Here is a 17296-nt window from a genome sequence, read left to right as displayed (position 1 = left end):
GCCACACCCTAACCCACGCACCGGCCGCCATCGATCGTCAGCAGGCGGGACCCCGGCAGAGGCGGATCCAGCGGTAGCCGTACCCGGACACCCTGACCCGGTCGAACTTGCCGATGTCGTCGTAGTTCCGGTCGCCGAGCACGTCGATCGGGAAGTCCGCCTCGGACTCCAGGCTGCTCAGGTCCACCTCGACGTCGTCGGTGCCGAGGTTGTGCACGAAGACCATCGTCCCGGTCGGCCCGTCGGCACGGTGCGCCAGCACGCCCGGGGGCATCGGCACGTCGATGTGCGTGGTGGAGCCGGAGCCCACCTCCGGGGCCTCGCGGAGCGTACGGATCATGCGCTCGAACCAGGCGAGCAGCGACTTCGGGTCGCGCCGCTGGGCGGTGACGTTGACCTTCTCGTAGCTGAAGTCACCCTTGTCGATCACCGGGCGCACCAGCTTCTCCGGGTCGGCCGTGGAGAAGCCGGCGTTCGGCTGGAACGACCACTGCATCGGGGTACGGATCGCCTCCCGGCCGGGCAGCGACAGGTCCTCCCCCATCCCGATCTCCTCGCCGTAGCGCAGCACCGGGGTGCCGCGCAGCGAGAACTGGAGGGCGTACGCCAGCTCGATGCGCCGCCGATCGTTGCCGAGCATCGGGGCGAGCCGGCGCCGGATGCCCCGGTCGTAGATGCGCATGTCCTCGTCGGGGCCGAACTGCGCGTACACCTGGTTGCGCTGCTCGGCGGTGAGCCGGGACAGGTCGATCTCGTCGTGGTTGCGCAGGAAGGTGGCCCACTGCCCGCCCTCGGGCAGGGCCGGGGTGTCCCGCAGCGCCTCGATGACCGGCTCCGGGTCCTGCCGGGCCAGGGCCAGCATCAGCCGCCCGTTGAGCATGAAGTCGAAGAGCATGTGCACCCGGTTGGCGGAGCCGCCGCTGTCGCCGAAGAAGGTCGGCAGTTGGTCCGGCTCGACGTTCGCCTCGGCGAGCAGGACGGCGTCGCCCCGGCGCCACTGCACGTGCTGGCGCATCTCGGTGAGGAACTCGAAGTCCTTCGGCGAGTTGGGGTTGCCCGGCTCGGTCTGCTCGATGATGAACGGCACCGCGTCCATCCGGAAACCGGAGACGCCGAGCTGGAGCCAGAACGACATGATCTTCTTGACCTCGGCGCGGACCGCCGGGTTGGCCATGTTCAGGTCCGGCTGGAACGTGTAGAACCGGTGGTAGAACCACGACTTGGCGGTGCGGTCGTAGGTCCACGTCTCGTGCTGCTCCCCTGGGAAGACCATGCCCTGGTAGCGGTCGTCCGGCTCGTGGTCGGACCAGACGTACCAGTCCCGGTACTCCGAGTCGGGCGACGAGCGGGCGGACTGGAACCACGGGTGCTGGTCGGACGTGTGGTTCACGACCAGGTCGATGATCACCCGGATGCCCCGGTTCTGGGCCTGGTGCAGCAGTTCGGCGAAGTCCCCCAGCGTGCCGAAGCGCGGGTCGACGTTGTAGAAGTCCGTCGCGTCGTACCCGTCGTCCCTGTTCGGCGACGGGTGGATCGGATGCAGCCAGAGGCACGTCACCCCCAGCCGGGCCAGGTAGTCCAGCCGGCCGATGAGGCCACGGATGTCACCGACCCCGTCGCCGTCGGAGTCCGCGAACGTGTCGATGTCGAGGCAGTACACGACGGCCTCGGAATACCACCTGTCACCCATGCCTGTCTGATGTCTCCAATCGCCGCGTCCGGCAAACGCGAGCGGCGGTACGGTCGCCGGCATGGAATTGCGGCGGGTCGACTGGGCAGAGGGCGAGTGGTGGAACCGGCCGGTGCGCGTGGAGAGCGTGCCCGACGGCGGGCTGGTGGTGGAGCCGGGCGAGAACACCGACCTGTGGCGGCACACCTCGTACGGTTTCGTGCACGACGACGCCCCGGCGCTGCTCGCGCCGCTGCCCGCCGGCGCGGCGGTGGAGGTCAGCTTCCTGCTCGACTACGGCGCGCAGTTCGACCAGGCCGGTGTCCTCGTCCGGGTGGACTCCGACACCTGGGTCAAGGCCGGTGTGGAGGTGAGTGACGGCCAGCCGCAGGTCGGCGCGGTGGTCACCCGGGGGTTGTCGGACTGGTCGGTCGCCGCGGTGCCGGAGTGGGCCGGGCGGGAGGTCACCGTCCGCGTGAGCCGGGCCGGTGACGCGCTGACCGTCCGGGCCCGGGTCGGGAGCGGGTCGTGGCGACTGGTCCGGCTCGCGCCACTCGCCCCGGAGGCGGTGGCGGCGGCCGGCCCGTACTGCTGCTCGCCGACCGGTGCGGGACTGCGGGTGACCTTCACCGGCTGGCACCACGGCCCGGCCGACACCCTGCTGCACCCGGAGGGCTGAGCGCGCCGTGCGGTTCCCGCGTGGCCGTCACCACCCGGCGGTGTAAGTGGCGGGGGCCCGGGTACCACTGTCCGATCCCCCGGCCGCCGGCGGAAGGACAACCATGGCAGTCGCGCAGGACGTGGACCCCTCCCAGTTCACCGGGCTGACCGGGTGGGTGGCCGACGTCATCGACGCGATGGGTGCGCTCGGCGTGGCGTTGCTGGTCGCACTGGAGAACGTCGTTCCGCCCATTCCCAGCGAGATCGTGCTGGCGATGGCGGGCTACCTGTCCTCCGCGGGCCGGTTCAACGTGGTGCTGATCGTGCTCGCCGCGACGGCCGGATCGCTGGGCGGAGCACTGCTGCTCTACTGGCTCGGCGCGGCCCTGGGCGAGGAGCGGTTGAAGCGCTGGCTGGACCACATCCCGCTGGTGGACTCCGACGACCTGGAGAAGGCTGACCGCTGGTTCGAGCGGCACGGCCGGTGGGCGGTGCTCTTCGGCCGGCTGGTGCCGGTGGTCCGCAGCCTGGTCTCCGTCCCGGCCGGAGCGAACCGGATGCCGATTGCCGAGTTCATCCTCTTCACCACATTGGGCAGCGGCGTGTGGAACACGCTGATCGTCGCTCTGGGCTACGCGCTCGGCTCCCGCTGGAAGGACGTGGACCGGTACAGCAGTTGGTTCAACTACGCCATCTTCGCCGTCTTCGCCGTCATGGTCGTCAGCTGGGCGATGAAGAAGATCCGCAAGCGGCGGGCACGGCGCGACCGGCAGTCGGTGACCGCCGGTCGCTGACCGCGACGCCCTTCGCTCAGTACTTCGCGGTGATCGAGGTGAACTCCCAGGTGTTCTGGGCGATGCCGGAGCAGTGGGCCACCACGCCGCCGCCCGGGCAGGGACGGTCCCGGTTGACCGACCAGAAGGTGAACCGGGACAGGCTGCGGGCCTTCGCCCAGTCGCGGATCTGCGTCCAGGTGGCCGGCGAGGTCAACTCCTGCTGGTCGGAGAGGCCGTTCATGCCGGAGATGCCCATGTGCGCGTACGCGGTGGCGTCCGACCAGCCGAAGGCGGTCTTCAGCGTGTTCTTCAGCCCCTCGGCCGCGTTGACCGTGCTCTGGTACATGTTCGCGCCGCCACCGAAGTCGAACGGCATGATGGTGAAGGTGTCGATGTTCGCGCCGAGCGCGTTGGCCCGGTTGATCAGCCGGGTGCCCCAGTAGTTCGGCCCGGTGGTCGAGGTGCCGAAGGTGATGATGGTCTTGATCCCCGGGTTGTTCTGCTTGACGATCTTCAGCGCGCCGAGGATCCGGTCCTGCACCACCTCGTTCTCGAACTCGTCGCTGTTCTCGATGTCGATGTCGATCGCCTTCAGCCCGAACGCGTTGATCACCTGCTGGTACGCCCCGGCCAGCGCGGCCGCGGAGGAGCAGTTCGGGCCGAGCTTGTTGCCGCTCCACCCGCCGATGGACGGGATCACGTCACCGCCGGCGGCCCGGATCGCGGCGATGGTGCTGGCGTGCACGCCCCCGGTGAGCGGGCCGGTGCCGTCCCAGGCCGGGGTGCAGCCGCCGCCGGAGAGCACGAACGCGATGGTGAACCACTTGACCCCGGTCGCCCCCATCACCGTCGACGGCGCGGGCGGGTCGCCCCAGCCCGGGTAGAGGTAGGGCGCGACGGCCATTCCGGCGGTGCCCCCGGTGCAGCCGGTGGTGGTGGCGGAGACCGGCGCGGACTTCGCCGACTCACCGGAGGCGTTGTACGCCGCCACGGTGTAGCTGTGCGCGGAGCAGGCGGCGAGCCCGGTGACCGTTGTGGAGGTGCCGGTGAGGGTGGCCCGGACGGTCGATCCCTCGTACACCCGGTAGCCGGTGGCCGTGCCGCCGACGGCGTTCCAGGCCAGCGCCACCGAGGAGGCGGTGGTGCCGGTGACCCGCAGGCCGCCGGGAGTGGCCGGGGCGGAGGGGTTGCCCCCGCCTCCGCCGGTGCAGGCGCCGCCGTTGACCGTGCAGTTGACCGGGTCGCCGGTGCCGCTGACCACGAAGCCGAACGAGGTGCTGGCGCCGGGGGCGAGCGTGCCGTTCCAGGACTGGTTGACCGCGGTGACGTGCTGCCCGGAGGTGGTCAGCCGGGCGTCCCAGAAGGTGCCGAGCGAGCTGCCGGCGGGCAGGTCGAACTGCACGTTCCAGGAGCTGATGCTCGCCGAGGTGTCGTTGGTGACAGTGAACTTGGCCTCGTACCCGCTGCCCCAGCTGGAGGTGCGGACGAAGGCGGCGGTGGCGGCGGACGCGGCCGGTGGGGCCACGACGGCAGCCGCGACCAGGGCTGCGACGAGCGCGACGGCGAACGTCGCCGCGCGTGGGGAGCGGAGTCTCACGATGGCCTCCAGGGACCGGTGGTGGGGGGTCCGCCCGGGGATGGGCGGGATCGCCGGCCGACGCGGGGCGGGCCGGTGGCGCGGGAGGGTCGTGCCCGGTCGGTGCGGTGGAGCGGGACCGGTGGTGCGGCGGGGCCGGCCCGCCGGGCGACGGGCCGGCCGCGCGGGTCAGGGCAGGGTGTCCAGGTGCGGGGCGACGGTACGCGCGAACCCGTTGCCGTTGCTGACGTCCCAGTTCACCGACCAGGTCATCGCGCCACGGAGGCCGGGGTAGGTGCGCGGCGGCCGGAAGCTGCCGCAGTTGGTGCCCCGGGTCAGGCAGTCCAGGGCGGCGTTGACCACGCTGGGCGCGACGATGCCGCCGCCGGCCGCCCCGGGTCCGGCCGGCAGGCCGAGCCCGACCTGGTCGGGGCGCAGCCCCGCCTCCAACTGGATGCAGGCCAGCGCGACGATGAAGTTCACCGTCCCCTGGGCGTACGCGGCGTTCTGGTCGCAGCCGAGCATCGCACCGGAGTTGTAGAACTGGGTGTTGACGACGGTGAGGATGTCCCGGATGTCGAGGGCCAGCTTGAAGTAGCTGCCGGCCGGGTTCTGCATGTCGATGGTCTGCGGGGCCATGGCGATGATCAGTTTGGAGCCGACGTTCGTCCGCAGCGCGCGCAGGGCCTGCGCCATGTACGTCGGGTTCAGGCCGTTCTCCAGGTCGATGTCGACGCCGTCGAACCCGTAGCGCTGGATCAGCGCGTACACCGAGTCGCTGAAGGCCCGCGCGGACGCCGCGTCGTTGACGGCGACCCGGCCGGTCTCCCCGCCGACCGAAATGATGACCTTCTTGCCCCGGCTCTGGATAGTGCGGACGTCGGCGGAGAAGTCCGCGTCGGAGTAGCCGCCGAGGGCGGTGGACAGCCCGGGGTCGACGGCGAAGGTGACCGCGCCCGGGGTGGCGGTGGCCTCGGCGAACGCCACGGCGACCACGTCGTACTCGGCCGGGGTGTCCCGCAGCCGCAGTTCGACGGCGGGGTTGTCGAAGTTGTGCCAGTAGCCGGTGAGGATGTGCTTCGGCAGGCCGGTGGGCGGCGGGGTGGTGGGCGGCGGGGTGGTGGGCGGAGGCGGGGTGGGGGGTGGGGTCGTCGGCGGTGCCGTGGTGGGCGGCGCTGTGGTGGGCGGCGCTGTGGTGGGGGTGATGCCGCCACCGCAGGCCGCCCCGTTGAGCTGACAGTTCATCGGGGAGCCGGGTCCACTCGCGATGAAGCCGAAGGAGACCGAGGCGCCCGGCGCGACGGAGCCGTTCCACGACCGGTTGGTGAACGTGTACCGCTGGCCGGACGAGGTCAGCATCGCGTCCCAGTACGTCCCAACCGACGTGCCGGCGGGCAGGTCGAACGCGAGGCTCCAGCCGTTGATCGTGCTGCTGCCGCCGTTGGTGATGGTGTACTTCCCCTCCCACCCGCTGCCCCAGTCGGAGGTCTTGACAAAGGTCGCGCTCGGGCCGGCCGCGTACGCCGGCATCGCCACCCAGGCCGCCCCGAGGGCGGCGATCACCACGGTGACCAGGGACAGGACAAGGGATCTGGAACGCTTCATACGACCCTCCACACCGGGACTTCATCCACGGACGTCTACGTTCCGCTTATTATTAAGACTGTTAACTGTTGTGTCCAGCACTGCGCGCGGGTGTTAAGAAGGGCCCCTTCTACAACGCGAGGCGTTAAGAGGGGGCCCTTCCTTGCACCTCAGCGGCGGAAGCTGAACCAGTTGACGTTGACGAAGTCGTTCGGCTGGCCACTGGAGAAGGTCAGGTAGACCGTTCGGCGGCCGGTGGGACCCGCGACGTTGCCGGGCACCGAACGCCAGCTCTGCCAGCCACCGGTGTTGGCGATGGCGAAGCTGCCGATCGGCGGGCTGGTGGGGCTGTCCAGCCGCACCTCCACCAGGCCGCTCACGCCGGCGGCCGCACCCGAGGCCACCCGGGCGACGAAGTCCCGCGGCGGCGTCGCGCCGAACTCGACGTTGTCGAAGCGAACCCAGTCCCCGTTGCGCAACGCGCCGATGTTCTGCCCACCCTCGGCGCACGCCTCGACCAGCACCCCGTTCTGGGCGTTGAACGACTCGGCCTGGATCGTCGCGTACGCGTCCCGCACGCCGCCCGGCGGCGGGGTCGTCGGCGGCGGGGTCGTGCCGCCGCCCCGGTTGTAGACGGCGACGTAGTCGACGAGCATCGACCGACCCGGCACGGTCGCCGCCGTGGGCGTGGCGCCGCCGGCCACCCCGTTCGGGAACGCCCCGCCCATGGCCACGTTGAGCAGGAGGAAGTAACCGGCGTGGTTGGTCATCTGCGACCAGTACGGCTCACCGACCCGGGACTGGCTCACCGAGTGGTAGAGCTGCCCGTCGACGTACCACCGCAGTTGCTGGGGGCTGACCGAGGCGTCCCACTCGAAGCGGTAGGTGTGGAACGCCGACTGGCAGGTGCTGCCGGGGCAGGCCCGGGACGCGCCGATGCCGTTGAACTCGTCGCACGGACCGCCGGGGGCGACGCCGCAGTGCAGCACCCCCCAGACCGAGTTGATCCCGTTGACGTTCTCCATCACGTCGAACTCGCCGATGCCCGGCCAGTTCTGGTAGTTGCCCCGGTACGGCGAGCCCAGCGCCCAGAAGGCCGGCCAGTAGCCGGACGCCTGGGCGCCGGTGACGTCGGGCATCCGGATCCGGCCCTCGATCGCCAGCACACCGCCGGCCGTCGGCTTGAAGTTGCTGCGGACGGTCTCGATCCGGGCGGACGTCCACCGGCCCGAGCCGTCGCGCAGCGGCGTGATCCGCAGGTTGCCGCCACCGTCGTGGCTGACGTTGGCCGTGCTGGCGGTGTACGTCTGGATCTCACCCGTGCCCCAGTTGGGCGGGCCACCCGGGTAGCTGGTGCCGGTGTCGATGATCCAGTTGGCCGCGGACGGCAGCGTGCCGGCCGCGCCGGTGAAGTCGTCGCTCCACACGAGACTCCAGCCGGGTGCCGGCGCCGGTACGGCGGCGTCGGCGGTCGCGGTGACCCCGGCCAGGGCGGTGGTGGTGACGGTGAGCAGGGCGAGCGCCAGCGGAAGCCGGCGTCGGGCGGGCGGGGCGGCCGATGCCGCCGGTGCAGGTCGCATGGACGTGCCTCTCTGCGGGGACGGGTCGAGAGAGCGCTCTCTCACGAGTTGTACGTGTCGTCCACGCAGTTGTCAACGTCGATGTGACGCGGCATCGCCGGGAGTCACCAGCGGGCGGCGCAGCACCACCTGCTCCAGCGCCGACCAGGCCGTGGTGGTGACCAGGTAGATCACCGCCGCCAGCGGCAGCACCAGCGCGACCAGCACGGTCACGTACGGCAGCAGGGGCAGCACCCGGCCGAGGGTGGCCGCACCCGGCCCCTCGATCGGCGTACCGGCCACCGTCCCGGTCGCGGACGCCGCCCGCCGCATCCGCCGCGACGTCCACCAGGCCAGGGCCAGCAGCACCGACAGCAGCACTCCGAACAACGCCACCACCGGGACGCTCAGCCCGTCGGCGAGGTGATGACCCAGGGCCACCCCGGCCAGTCGCTCGTCGAGCAGCCCCGTGCCGCCGTCCGCGGTGCTGAAGAGCCGGTACAACACCAGCAGGACCGGCGCCTGCACCAGCAGTGGAAGACAGCCGGCCACCGGGTTCGCACCGGCGGAGCGGTAGAGGGCGAACAGTTCGGACTGGAAGCGGGCAGGGTCGTCCGCGTACCGCCGCCGGAGCTCGGTGACCCGGGGGGCGAGAGCCGCGCGGCGCCGCTCCCCACGGGCCTGCGCGACGGTGAGCGGCGCGATGAGCAACCGCACGGCCACGGTGAGGACGACGATCGACGCGGCGGTGGCCGTGCCACCGGCCACCGGTTCCAACAGGGCGGTGAGCCAGGAGAGCGCGGCGCCCGCGGCGCCGACGGCGTCGTGCAGTGGTGAAAAGGCGAGCATGGTGAACCCCTCGGTCCGATTCCGGAGGCGCCTCGGCGACGACACTCGTCGCGGGCGCGGACGACGGCGGAATCGGCCGCGCGCGGTGCTACGCGGCCGAGGGGTGCGCCCCGGGCGCTCGAGGGCGGGGCCGGCCGGCCGCGTCCGGGTCGACCTGGCGGGGCACCCGGCGACGCCGGACCCACGCCCGCAGCCTGCTCGCGCGTCGCCCCGCACGGGGAGCGACGGCGGCGGCGGCCAGGTGGACCGTGAGCAGAGCGGCGACCAGCGCCAGCGCCGCACCGGCCAGGAACTCCGCCGGGCGGTCCGCGAAGACGACCAGCTGGGTGAGCGTCCCCGCCCACAACCCCAGCAGCAACCCCGGCACTCCCGGCACGGGTCCAGGCTAGGCCGCGCTGTCACGTCACACGGCGTGATCCCGACACGCCGACGCCGCGTTTCCCCGCGCCGCCACGGTGGGTAACCACCCGGACGCCCGAAGCGGACGGACCGCGACCGGCGAGGAAACGGACGGTGATGGCGATGACCGGCCAGGTGGCGGAGGCGCCCCGTGCGGGAGACCGGCGAGCCGACCTGCTGACCGTGGGTGTCGAGGAGGAGTTCCTGCTCGTCGACCCGCACACCGGCACCGCGGTGCCCGCCGTCGACCTCGTCATGGAGCAGGTGCCGGCCGAGCTGCGCGGTCAGGTGGAACGCGAGTTCCAGACCAGCCAGATCGAGATCGGCAGCCCACCGGGGCTGGAGCTCAGCTCGATCCGGCACTCCCTCGGGGTGCTGCGCGCCGCCCTGGCCGACGCCGCCGAGCGGGCCGGCGTACGCCTGCTCGCCATCGGCACCGGCCCGGTGGAGGGCCCGGTGCCGCCGGTCGTCGACAAGCCCCGCTTCGACCGGATGATCGAACGGTTCCGGCTGCTGGTGCCCGGCCCCGGCAACAACGGCATGCACGTGCACGTCGGGGTGCCCGACCCGGAGACCGGCGTGCAGGTGCTCAACCACGTCCGGCCGTGGCTGCCGGTGCTGCACGCGGTGACCACCAACTCCCCCTTCGCCGCCGGGGTGGACACCGGCTACGCGAGTTGGCGGTCGGTGGAGTGGGAACGCTGGCCGTCGGTGGCGCCGACCCCGTTCCTCGAGTCGCACGAACACTACGAGCGGCTGATCCGGCAGCTCATCGCCAGCGGGGTGATGCTCGACGAGGGGATGCTCTACTGGTACGCCCGGCTGTCGGCGAAGTACCCGACGGTGGAGATCCGGATCGGCGACGTCTGCCCGTCGGTGGACGACGCCGTGCTGGTGGCCGCACTGGTCCGCGGCATGGTGGCCACCGCGAGGGACGACATCGCCGCCGGCCGACCGGCCGTCCGCACCGACCACCACCTGCTGGTGGCGGCCCACTGGCGGGCGGCGCACGACGGGCTGGAGGGCGACGGCGTCGACCTCACCGACGGGGAACTGCGGCCGGCGTGGGACCTGCTCGACCAACTCGTCGAGCGGCTCTCCCCCGCGCTGGAGCGGCACGGCGACCTCGCCGAGGTGACCGACCTGCTCGCCGGGCTGCGCCGCCACGGCAGCGGGGCCGCGCGGCAGCGAGCCGTCTTCGCGCGTACCAACCGGCTGGTCGACGTCGTCGCCGACGTGGCGCGACAGACCCGGAGCTGAGCTCGCCGTGACAGGATGGCGCGTGTGGCGCAACGACTGATCGTCATCGGCGGCGACGCCGCCGGCATGGCGGCGGCGTCCCAGGCCCGACGCCGCCGCGACAAGCGGGACCTGGAGATCGTCGCCTTCGAGCGGGGGCACTTCACGTCCTACTCGGCGTGCGGCATCCCGTACTGGGTCAGCGGCCTGGTGTCCGACCGCGACCAGCTCGTCGCCCGGGACCCGGAGACCTTCCGGACCGACTTCGACATCGACGTACGCCTGCGGCACGAGGTCACCGCCATCGACCTCGACCGGCGCGAGGTCGTCGCCTCGGACCTGGAGCGCGGCGGCGAGGTCCGCGAGCGGTTCGACACCCTGATGTACGCCACCGGCGCCGTCCCGATCAAGCCGGACTGGGCCCACACCGACGTCGACGGCGTCTTCGGCATGCAGACCCTCGACGACGGGGCGGCGCTGATCGACTGGCTGGAGGCCGATCCGAAGCCCCGGCGGGCGGTGGTGGTCGGCGGTGGCTACATCGGCGTGGAGATGGCGGAGGCGCTCATCCAGCACGGGCTCACCGTCACGCTGGTCGAGCAGGCCGAGCAGCCGATGTCCACCGTGGACCCGGACATGGCCGAGCTGGTCGTCGACGCGATGCGCGGCATCGGCATCGCCGTCCGCGCCGGCCTCACGGTGACCGGCCTGGAGGAGCGGGACGGCCGGGTGTCCGCCGTGGTCACCGCCGAGGGACCCATCCCCGCCGACGTGGTCGTCCTCGGCCTGGGCGTACGCCCCAACGTCGCGCTCGCCCAGGCCGCCGGCCTGCCGATCGGCCCCAGCGGCGCGGTCCGGGTCGACCGGCGGATGCGGGTGCCCGGCGTCGAGGACGTCTGGGCGGCCGGCGACTGCGTGGAGTCCCTGCACCGGGTCAGCGGCATGCCGATCCACATCCCCCTGGGCACGCACGCCAACAAGCAGGGCCGTGTCGCCGGCATCAACATCGGCGGCGGCTACGCCACCTTCGCCGGGGTGATCGGGACCGCCGTGACCAAGGTGTGCGAGCTGGAAGTCGGTCGCACGGGCCTGCGCGAGCGGGACGCCCGAGCCGCCGGGTTCGACTTCGTCTCGGTGATCACCCAGTCGACCAACCGGGCCGGCTACTACCCCGGAGCGCGCTTCATGTCCGTCAAGCTGATCGCCGAGAAGCCCAGCGGCCGGCTGCTCGGAGCGCAGATCGTCGGCTGGTCGGAGGCGGCGAAGCGGATCGACACCCTGGCCGTGGCGCTCTGGAACGGCATGACGGTGGACGACATGACCGCCCTCGACCTCGGCTACGCCCCGCCGTACGCCCCGGTCTGGGACCCGGTGCTCATCGCCGCCCGCAAGGCGGTCGAGGCCCTCGGCACCACCGGCCGCTGACCCGCCGCCCCTGCCGTTCCGCCATCATCGACGCATGGAGATGCCGGAGGGGCTGGGGTGGCTGCGGGGCACCGAGGCGGGGCGGGAATGGCTGGCCGCCCTGCCCGACCTGCTCGCGGAGTGTGCCGCACGGTGGTCGCTGCGCGTCGGACCACCCTTCCCGTACGCGCTCGCGTCGCTGGCCCTCCCGGCCGAGCTGCCCGACGGGACCCCGGCCGTGCTCAAGCTCCAGTATCCCGACCCGGACAGCGTCCACGAGGCGACCGCCCTGGACCACTGGGCCGGTGACGGGGCCGTCCGGCTGCTCCGGCACGACCCGGCCCGGCGGGCCCTGCTGGTCGAGCGGTGCACACCCGGCTCACCCCTGCACGAGCTACCGGCCGACGCGGCGCTGGACGTGGTCGTGGGGCTGCTGCCCCGGCTGTGGAAACCGGCGGGACCGCCGTTCACCCCGCTCGCGGAGGAGGCCGCGGGCTGGCGGGAGCGGATGCCGGTGAAGTGGGACCGCGCCGACCGCCCGTACGAGCGGCGGCTGCTGGACACCGCGCTCGGGCTGATCGCCGACCTGGCCCCCGACCAGGGCGAGCAGGTGCTCGTCAACCAGGACCTGCACGCCGGCAACGTGCTCCGGGCCGCCCGCGGGCCGTGGCTGGTCATCGACCCGAAGCCGCTGACCGGCGAGCGGGAGTTCAGTGTCGTGCCGATGGTCCGGGGTCGGGAGCTGGGCCACTCCCCCGCCGCCGTACGCCGTCGGCTGGACCGGCTCACCGGGGACCTGGGCCTGGACCGCGACCGGGTGCGGGGCTGGACGATCGCGCAGACGCTGGCGTGGAGCATCGACGCGGACATCGTCTTCGCGCACCACGTCGAGATCGTCCGCTGGCTGGTGGACGAGGTGTGATCAGTCCCGCTGGCAGGTGGGACACCAGTACAGGTTGCGGCCGGCCAGCGACCCGCGGCTGACCTCCGTGCCGCAGAGGTGGCAGGGCGCGCCCGAGCGGCGGTAGACGTACACCTCCCCACCGTGCCGGTCGACCCGCGCGGCCCGGCCCGTCGCCTCCGGTGAGTGGACGTCCCGGACGGTGTCGATCCGGCCACGTTCGACCCCGACGCGCATGAGCGCCACCAGGTCGGCCCAGAGCTCCTCCCAGCCGGCCCGGCTGAGCCCGCGGCCGGGCAGGGTGGGTGGCAGGCCCGCCCGGAACAACGCCTCCGTGACGAAGATCAACCCCGTGCCGGCCACCACCGACTGGTCGAGCAGGAGCGCCGCGAGCGGGGTCGGGCTGCGGGAGATCCGCGCGTACGCCCGCTCCGGATCCGCGTCGGCGTGAAGCGGGTCCGGGCCGAGCCGCGACCGCAGCGCCGCCACCTCGGGCGGGGTGAGCAGCTCGCACGCGGTGGGCCCGCGCAGGTCCAGCCAGTGCCGGTCGCTGGTGAGCCGGAGACGCACCTGCCCGACCGGCTCCGGCGGCTCCCCCGCGCCGTCGGCGAACTTCCCGTACAGCCCGAGGTGCACGTGCAGGGTGAGCTCGCCCGCGTAGTGGTGCAGCAGGTGCTTCCCGTACGCCTCGGTGGCGTCGAGGACGCTGCCGGTCAGCCGGGCGGCACCCTCGGCGAAGCGGCCCTGCGGGCTGGCGGCGTGCACCTTGTCCCCGGCGAACAGTTCGGCGTGACGGGCCGCCAGGCGGTGGATGGTGTGTCCCTCTGGCACGACGGCAACGGTAGCCCGGCGTGGGTGCCGCTGCCTCCGCCATCGTCGACCGTCGGCGCGTGGGGCGTGTCGCGGAGGTCGCAACGGGGTACCTCGGAGATGTCACGCGTGGGCGCCACCCACTGGACGGCCGCCAACGCATTTACCAGGAGGTGTGTTGTGGTCAGGATTCCTTCCCTCTCGCGCCGCACGGAGCCGGCGTCGAACGACGGTGTGGACGGCCGGACCCGCGCCGACACGACCGGCCGGGTCGACCCGCCGGAGGTGGCGGACCGGAACGACGAGCAGACGACGTACCGCAGCAACGCGGCCCCCGCCACTGCCACGGACGGCCACGATGCCGACGCCGTGCGGCGGGCCGAGCAGCGTGCCGCGGTGGCCCCGGCCTCGACGGCTGGCCCGGACGAGGAGACCCAGCGTCAGCCGCGGGTCACCGGCACGGAGGCCCCGACGCTGGAGCGGACGCTCGAAGGCCGCACCGTCGACCTCGACCGGGACGCCGCCGCGGCCCGCGCCGCCGGCCCGACGTCGGTCACCGACCGGGACAGCACCGCGACCTCGCTGACGGATCGGCACCGCACGGTCGTACCCGCCACCGGCCGGGCGCCGGAGCCGGCCGTCGACCGGGACCACGACGGTGTCGACGACCGGGTCGAGCGGCCCGCCGCCGTCGGTCCGCGGCCCCGGGCCAGCATGCTCGCCACGCTCGGCCTGATCACCGGCGTCGCGGCCGTGCTCTTCGTGCTCACGGGAACCCTCGCCGGGTACGGCATCGCGCTCGGCGCCCTCGGCGCGGTGCTGGCGGTGTTCGGGCTGCTCGCCACCCGGCGGCGGCACGTCGCGGGCAAGACCGACGCGCTGCTCGGCATCACCGCCGGCCTGGGCGCCGTGGTCCTCGGCGTGCTCGCCATGACCGGCCAGTTCGACTGGCCCACCACCGACGGCGACTGGGTCGCCCGCTTCCGGGAGTGGCTCGACTCACAGTTTGTGGACCGCTTCTAGCGGGCACTGTCCGGCTCGCCGGTGGTGCGCCGGCGAGCGCCGGTGGTTCACCGGCGACCCAGCCCGACCAGCCTGGTGGTTCACCAGCCGGGCGAACACCCTGATTCGGGGGCAGCGATGCGCCGCCCCCGAAGTGTTTCCGCGCCCCGCGCCCCGCGCCCCGCGCCCCGCGCCCCGCGCCCCGCGCCCCGCGCCCCGCGCCCCGCGCCCCGCGCCCCGCGCCCCGCGCCCCGCGCCAAGATCATCACGATGTCATTGATGTCGGGGTGTCCCCGACACTCCGACACCCCGACATCAATGACATCGAGTGGATCAAGGCGGATTCCCCGGTGGCGGTGGGGCCGATCATTCAGGAGCGCGTGATGTCTGACAGACATCACCCCTTCGCGGGCCGTTCCCGCCCAGCCGAGCTGTGAGCAGAAGGCGGGGCGGAGCTGGGCACACAAAACAGGGCCGCACGGAACAGGGCCGCACGGAACAGGCCGCTGGGAACAGGGCCGGGCGCCACAGGGCCGGGCGGAGTGAGGCGGGCGCGCGGGAACGGGCAGGCCGGGGCGGGCCGGGGCAGAGCGGGGCGGGGGGCCGCTCAGACCGGTCCGCGACGGGCCCTCCGATGCCGCCCCGACGCGCCCGGCGGCCGTGACGCAACGAAACGCCGCCGCGGATTCGTCAGACGCAACGATCGGCTGGCCTCCGCAAGGTCCAACGGTGGATCCCTCCATCGGCGGCGCATAACGTTGAGCAACGGCGCCAGCCCGTGGGCCGAAGGTGGCCGGGCGCGCCCGACCCCTGGGAGCAGGACAATGACGATGGACGCCACCAGCCAGCGCTTTCTGATGTGCCGGCCGACGTACTTCGCCGTCGACTACGCCATCAACCCGTGGATGGATCCGACCGCCCCGGTCGACGCCGACCTGGCGATCCGGCAGTGGGAGAAGCTGCGCGAGGTCTACCGGGAGCTGGGCCACACCGTCGAGGAGATCACTCCGGTGCCGGGCCTGCCCGACATGGTCTTCGCCGCGAACGGCGGGACCGTGATCGACGACAAGGCGATGGCCGTGCAGTTCCGGGACCCGCAGCGCGCCGACGAGGCGCCCGCGTACCGGGCCTGGTTCGAGGCCGCCGGCTTCGAGATGTACGACCCGAAGCACGTCAACGAGGGCGAGGGCGACGTCCTGCTGGTCGGCGACTACCTGCTGGCCGGCACCGGTTTCCGCACCGCGCACGCCTCGCACGCACAGCTGCAGGAGGTCTTCGGCTACCCGGTGATCACCATGCAGCTGGTGGACCCGCGTTTCTACCACCTGGACACCGCGCTCACGGTGCTCGACGAGCGGACCGTGGCGTACCTGCCGGAGGCGTTCTCGCCGGGCAGCCAGGCGGTGCTTCGCCGGCTCTTCCCGGACGCCGTCCACGCGACCATGGCCGACGCTGAGGTGCTGGGCCTGAACGCGGTCAGCGACGGCCGGCACGTCGTGCTGCCGGCGCAGGCCACCGACCTGGCCGCCAAGCTGCGCGACCGGGGCTACGAGACCATCGGTGTCGACCTGTCCGAGCTGCGTAAGGCCGGCGGTGGCCCGAAGTGCTGCACGTTGCGACTCCGTCAGGGAAAGGCGAGCAAGTGATCGAGGACATGCTGCGGACGCCCGGTGCGGTCCGGGACGCTGAGCGGTGGACCGCGCACAACTACCACCCGCTGCCCGTGGTGGTCGCCTCCGCCGAGGGCGCCTGGGTGACCGACGTGGACGGCCGTCGGTACCTCGACTGCCTCGCCGGGTACTCGGCGCTGAACTTCGGCCACCGGCACCCGACGCTCATCCAGGCCGCCCACGAGCAGCTGGACAAGCTGACGCTGACCAGCCGGGCGTTCATCCACGACCAGTTCGCCGACTTCTGCCGGGAGCTGGCCGCGCTCTGCGGCAAGGACCTGGTGCTGCCGATGAACACGGGCGCCGAGGCGGTGGAGACCGGCATCAAGGTGGCCCGCAAGTGGGGCTACCAGGTCAAGGGTGTCGCGCCGGGCCAGGCGAACATCGTGGTCGCCGAGGGCAACTTCCACGGCCGTACGACCACCATCGTCAGCTTCTCCACCGACGAGGACGCGCGGGCCGACTTCGGGCCGTACACGCCGGGCTTCACCGTGGTCCCCTACGGTGACCTCGCGGCGCTGGAGGCGGCGATCGACGAGAACACCGTCGCGGTGCTGCTGGAGCCGATCCAGGGCGAGCAGGGCGTGGTGGTGCCGCCGGAGGGCTACCTGCCGGGCGTACGCCGGGTCTGCACCGAGCGCAACGTGCTCTTCGTGGCCGACGAGATCCAGTCCGGCCTGGGCCGGACCGGCGAGACCTTCGCCTGCGACCACGAGGGCGTCGTGCCGGACATGTACCTGCTGGGCAAGGCGCTGGGCGGCGGCATCGTGCCGGTGTCGGCGGTGGCCGCCAACGCCGACGTGCTCGGCGTCCTCAAGCCCGGCCAGCACGGCTCCACCTTCGGTGGTAACCCGCTGGCCTGCGCGGTGGCGACCGAGGTGGTCCGTATGCTGGCCACCGGCGAGTTCCAGCGCCGCTCGGCCGAGCTGGGCGAGCGGCTGAACGCCGGTCTCCAGGCGCTGGTCGGCAAGGGCCTGGTCGGCGTGCGGGTGCGCGGCCTCTGGGCGGGTGTGGACATCGACCCGGCGCTGATGAGCGGCCGGGAGGCCTGCGAGCGGCTCATGCAGCGCGGGGTGCTCGCGAAGGACACCCACGGCTCCACCATCCGTCTCGCCCCGCCGCTGGTGATCACCGCCGACGAGATCGACCACGCCGTGGCACAGCTCGCGGCCGTGCTGGCCGGCTGAGCGTACGTACG

Annotated in this window: 15 protein-coding genes; 8 read left to right on the top strand and 7 right to left on the bottom strand. The window is 72.6% G+C overall.

Translation table 11 applies throughout. The features are described 5' to 3' along the window. Positions 1-37: 37 nt before the first annotated feature. A complete protein-coding gene (locus ACIBR0_RS02180) occupies positions 38-1690 on the bottom strand; it encodes an alpha-amylase family protein (protein WP_396712254.1) in 1653 nt (550 codons plus the stop codon). 61 nt (positions 1691-1751) lie between these two features. Between ACIBR0_RS02180 and ACIBR0_RS02175 the strand changes: the two genes are divergently transcribed. Further along, the gene (locus ACIBR0_RS02175; protein WP_396712252.1) at positions 1752-2348 is read left to right on the top strand and encodes a DUF1349 domain-containing protein; all 597 of its coding nucleotides are present in this window, start codon (positions 1752-1754) and stop codon (positions 2346-2348) included. Positions 2349-2451: 103 nt separating this feature from the next. Continuing rightward, positions 2452-3123, top strand: coding sequence for a DedA family protein (locus ACIBR0_RS02170; protein ID WP_396712250.1), 672 nt, complete (start codon positions 2452-2454; stop codon positions 3121-3123). A gap of 16 nt (positions 3124-3139) precedes the next feature. Here the strand turns inward: ACIBR0_RS02170 and ACIBR0_RS02165 are convergent, their stop codons facing one another. The 5 genes from ACIBR0_RS02165 to ACIBR0_RS02145 form a co-directional block, all read right to left on the bottom strand. Then, on the bottom strand, positions 3140-4702 hold the full coding sequence (locus ACIBR0_RS02165; protein WP_396712248.1) for a cellulose binding domain-containing protein: 1563 nt from the start codon (positions 4700-4702) through the stop codon (positions 3140-3142). 168 nt (positions 4703-4870) lie between these two features. Continuing rightward, positions 4871-6286 (bottom strand): chitinase, encoded by a 1416-nt coding sequence (locus ACIBR0_RS02160; RefSeq protein WP_396712246.1) that lies wholly within the window; start codon positions 6284-6286, stop codon positions 4871-4873. 149 nt (positions 6287-6435) lie between these two features. After that, positions 6436-7845 carry a carbohydrate-binding protein gene (locus ACIBR0_RS02155; RefSeq protein WP_396712244.1) on the bottom strand — a complete coding sequence of 470 codons (1410 nt, stop codon included), beginning with the start codon at positions 7843-7845 and terminating at the stop codon, positions 6436-6438. A 72-nt stretch (positions 7846-7917) separates the two neighbouring features. Beyond that, a complete protein-coding gene (locus tag ACIBR0_RS02150) occupies positions 7918-8673 on the bottom strand; it encodes a YidC/Oxa1 family membrane protein insertase (RefSeq protein ID WP_396712242.1) in 756 nt (251 codons plus the stop codon). 88 nt (positions 8674-8761) lie between these two features. Beyond that, positions 8762-9049, bottom strand: a complete 288-nt coding sequence (locus ACIBR0_RS02145) for a DUF6412 domain-containing protein (RefSeq protein WP_396712240.1) — start codon at positions 9047-9049, stop codon at positions 8762-8764. A gap of 146 nt (positions 9050-9195) precedes the next feature. Between ACIBR0_RS02145 and ACIBR0_RS02140 the strand changes: the two genes are divergently transcribed. Genes ACIBR0_RS02140 through ACIBR0_RS02130 form a run of 3 tightly spaced genes read left to right on the top strand, consistent with a single transcriptional unit; the run spans position 9196 to position 12637 of the window. Next, complete coding sequence (locus tag ACIBR0_RS02140) at positions 9196-10332, top strand: glutamate--cysteine ligase (protein ID WP_396712238.1); 1137 nt, start codon at positions 9196-9198, stop codon at positions 10330-10332. Between the two features lie 24 nt (positions 10333-10356). After that, positions 10357-11736, top strand: a complete 1380-nt coding sequence (locus ACIBR0_RS02135; protein ID WP_396712237.1) for an FAD-dependent oxidoreductase — start codon at positions 10357-10359, stop codon at positions 11734-11736. Between the two features lie 34 nt (positions 11737-11770). Then, complete coding sequence (locus ACIBR0_RS02130) at positions 11771-12637, top strand: aminoglycoside phosphotransferase family protein (RefSeq protein ID WP_396712236.1); 867 nt, start codon at positions 11771-11773, stop codon at positions 12635-12637. On the opposite strand, the gene ACIBR0_RS02125 is transcribed toward ACIBR0_RS02130, so the two are convergent. Beyond that, complete coding sequence (locus tag ACIBR0_RS02125) at positions 12638-13447, bottom strand: Fpg/Nei family DNA glycosylase (protein WP_396712235.1); 810 nt, start codon at positions 13445-13447, stop codon at positions 12638-12640. 159 nt (positions 13448-13606) lie between these two features. Between ACIBR0_RS02125 and ACIBR0_RS02120 the strand changes: the two genes are divergently transcribed. The 3 genes from ACIBR0_RS02120 (at position 13607) to rocD (ending at position 17285) form a co-directional block, all read left to right on the top strand. Beyond that, on the top strand, positions 13607-14449 hold the full coding sequence (locus ACIBR0_RS02120; RefSeq protein ID WP_396712233.1) for a thrombospondin: 843 nt from the start codon (positions 13607-13609) through the stop codon (positions 14447-14449). Positions 14450-15258: 809 nt separating this feature from the next. After that, positions 15259-16074 carry a dimethylargininase gene (ddaH, locus tag ACIBR0_RS02115; protein WP_357040790.1) on the top strand — a complete coding sequence of 272 codons (816 nt, stop codon included), beginning with the start codon at positions 15259-15261 and terminating at the stop codon, positions 16072-16074. Beyond that, on the top strand, positions 16071-17285 hold the full coding sequence (rocD, locus tag ACIBR0_RS02110; protein WP_396712231.1) for an ornithine--oxo-acid transaminase: 1215 nt from the start codon (positions 16071-16073) through the stop codon (positions 17283-17285). Before ddaH ends, rocD begins: the two co-directional genes overlap by 4 nt. Positions 17286-17296: the final 11 nt, after the last annotated feature.

The sequence above is a fragment of the Micromonospora sp. NPDC049497 genome (assembly GCF_044465805.1).
Classification (GTDB): domain Bacteria; phylum Actinomycetota; class Actinomycetes; order Mycobacteriales; family Micromonosporaceae; genus Micromonospora.
The sequence above is the reverse complement of the archived record's forward strand: the minus strand, read 5'-3'. Positions and strand labels throughout refer to the sequence as shown.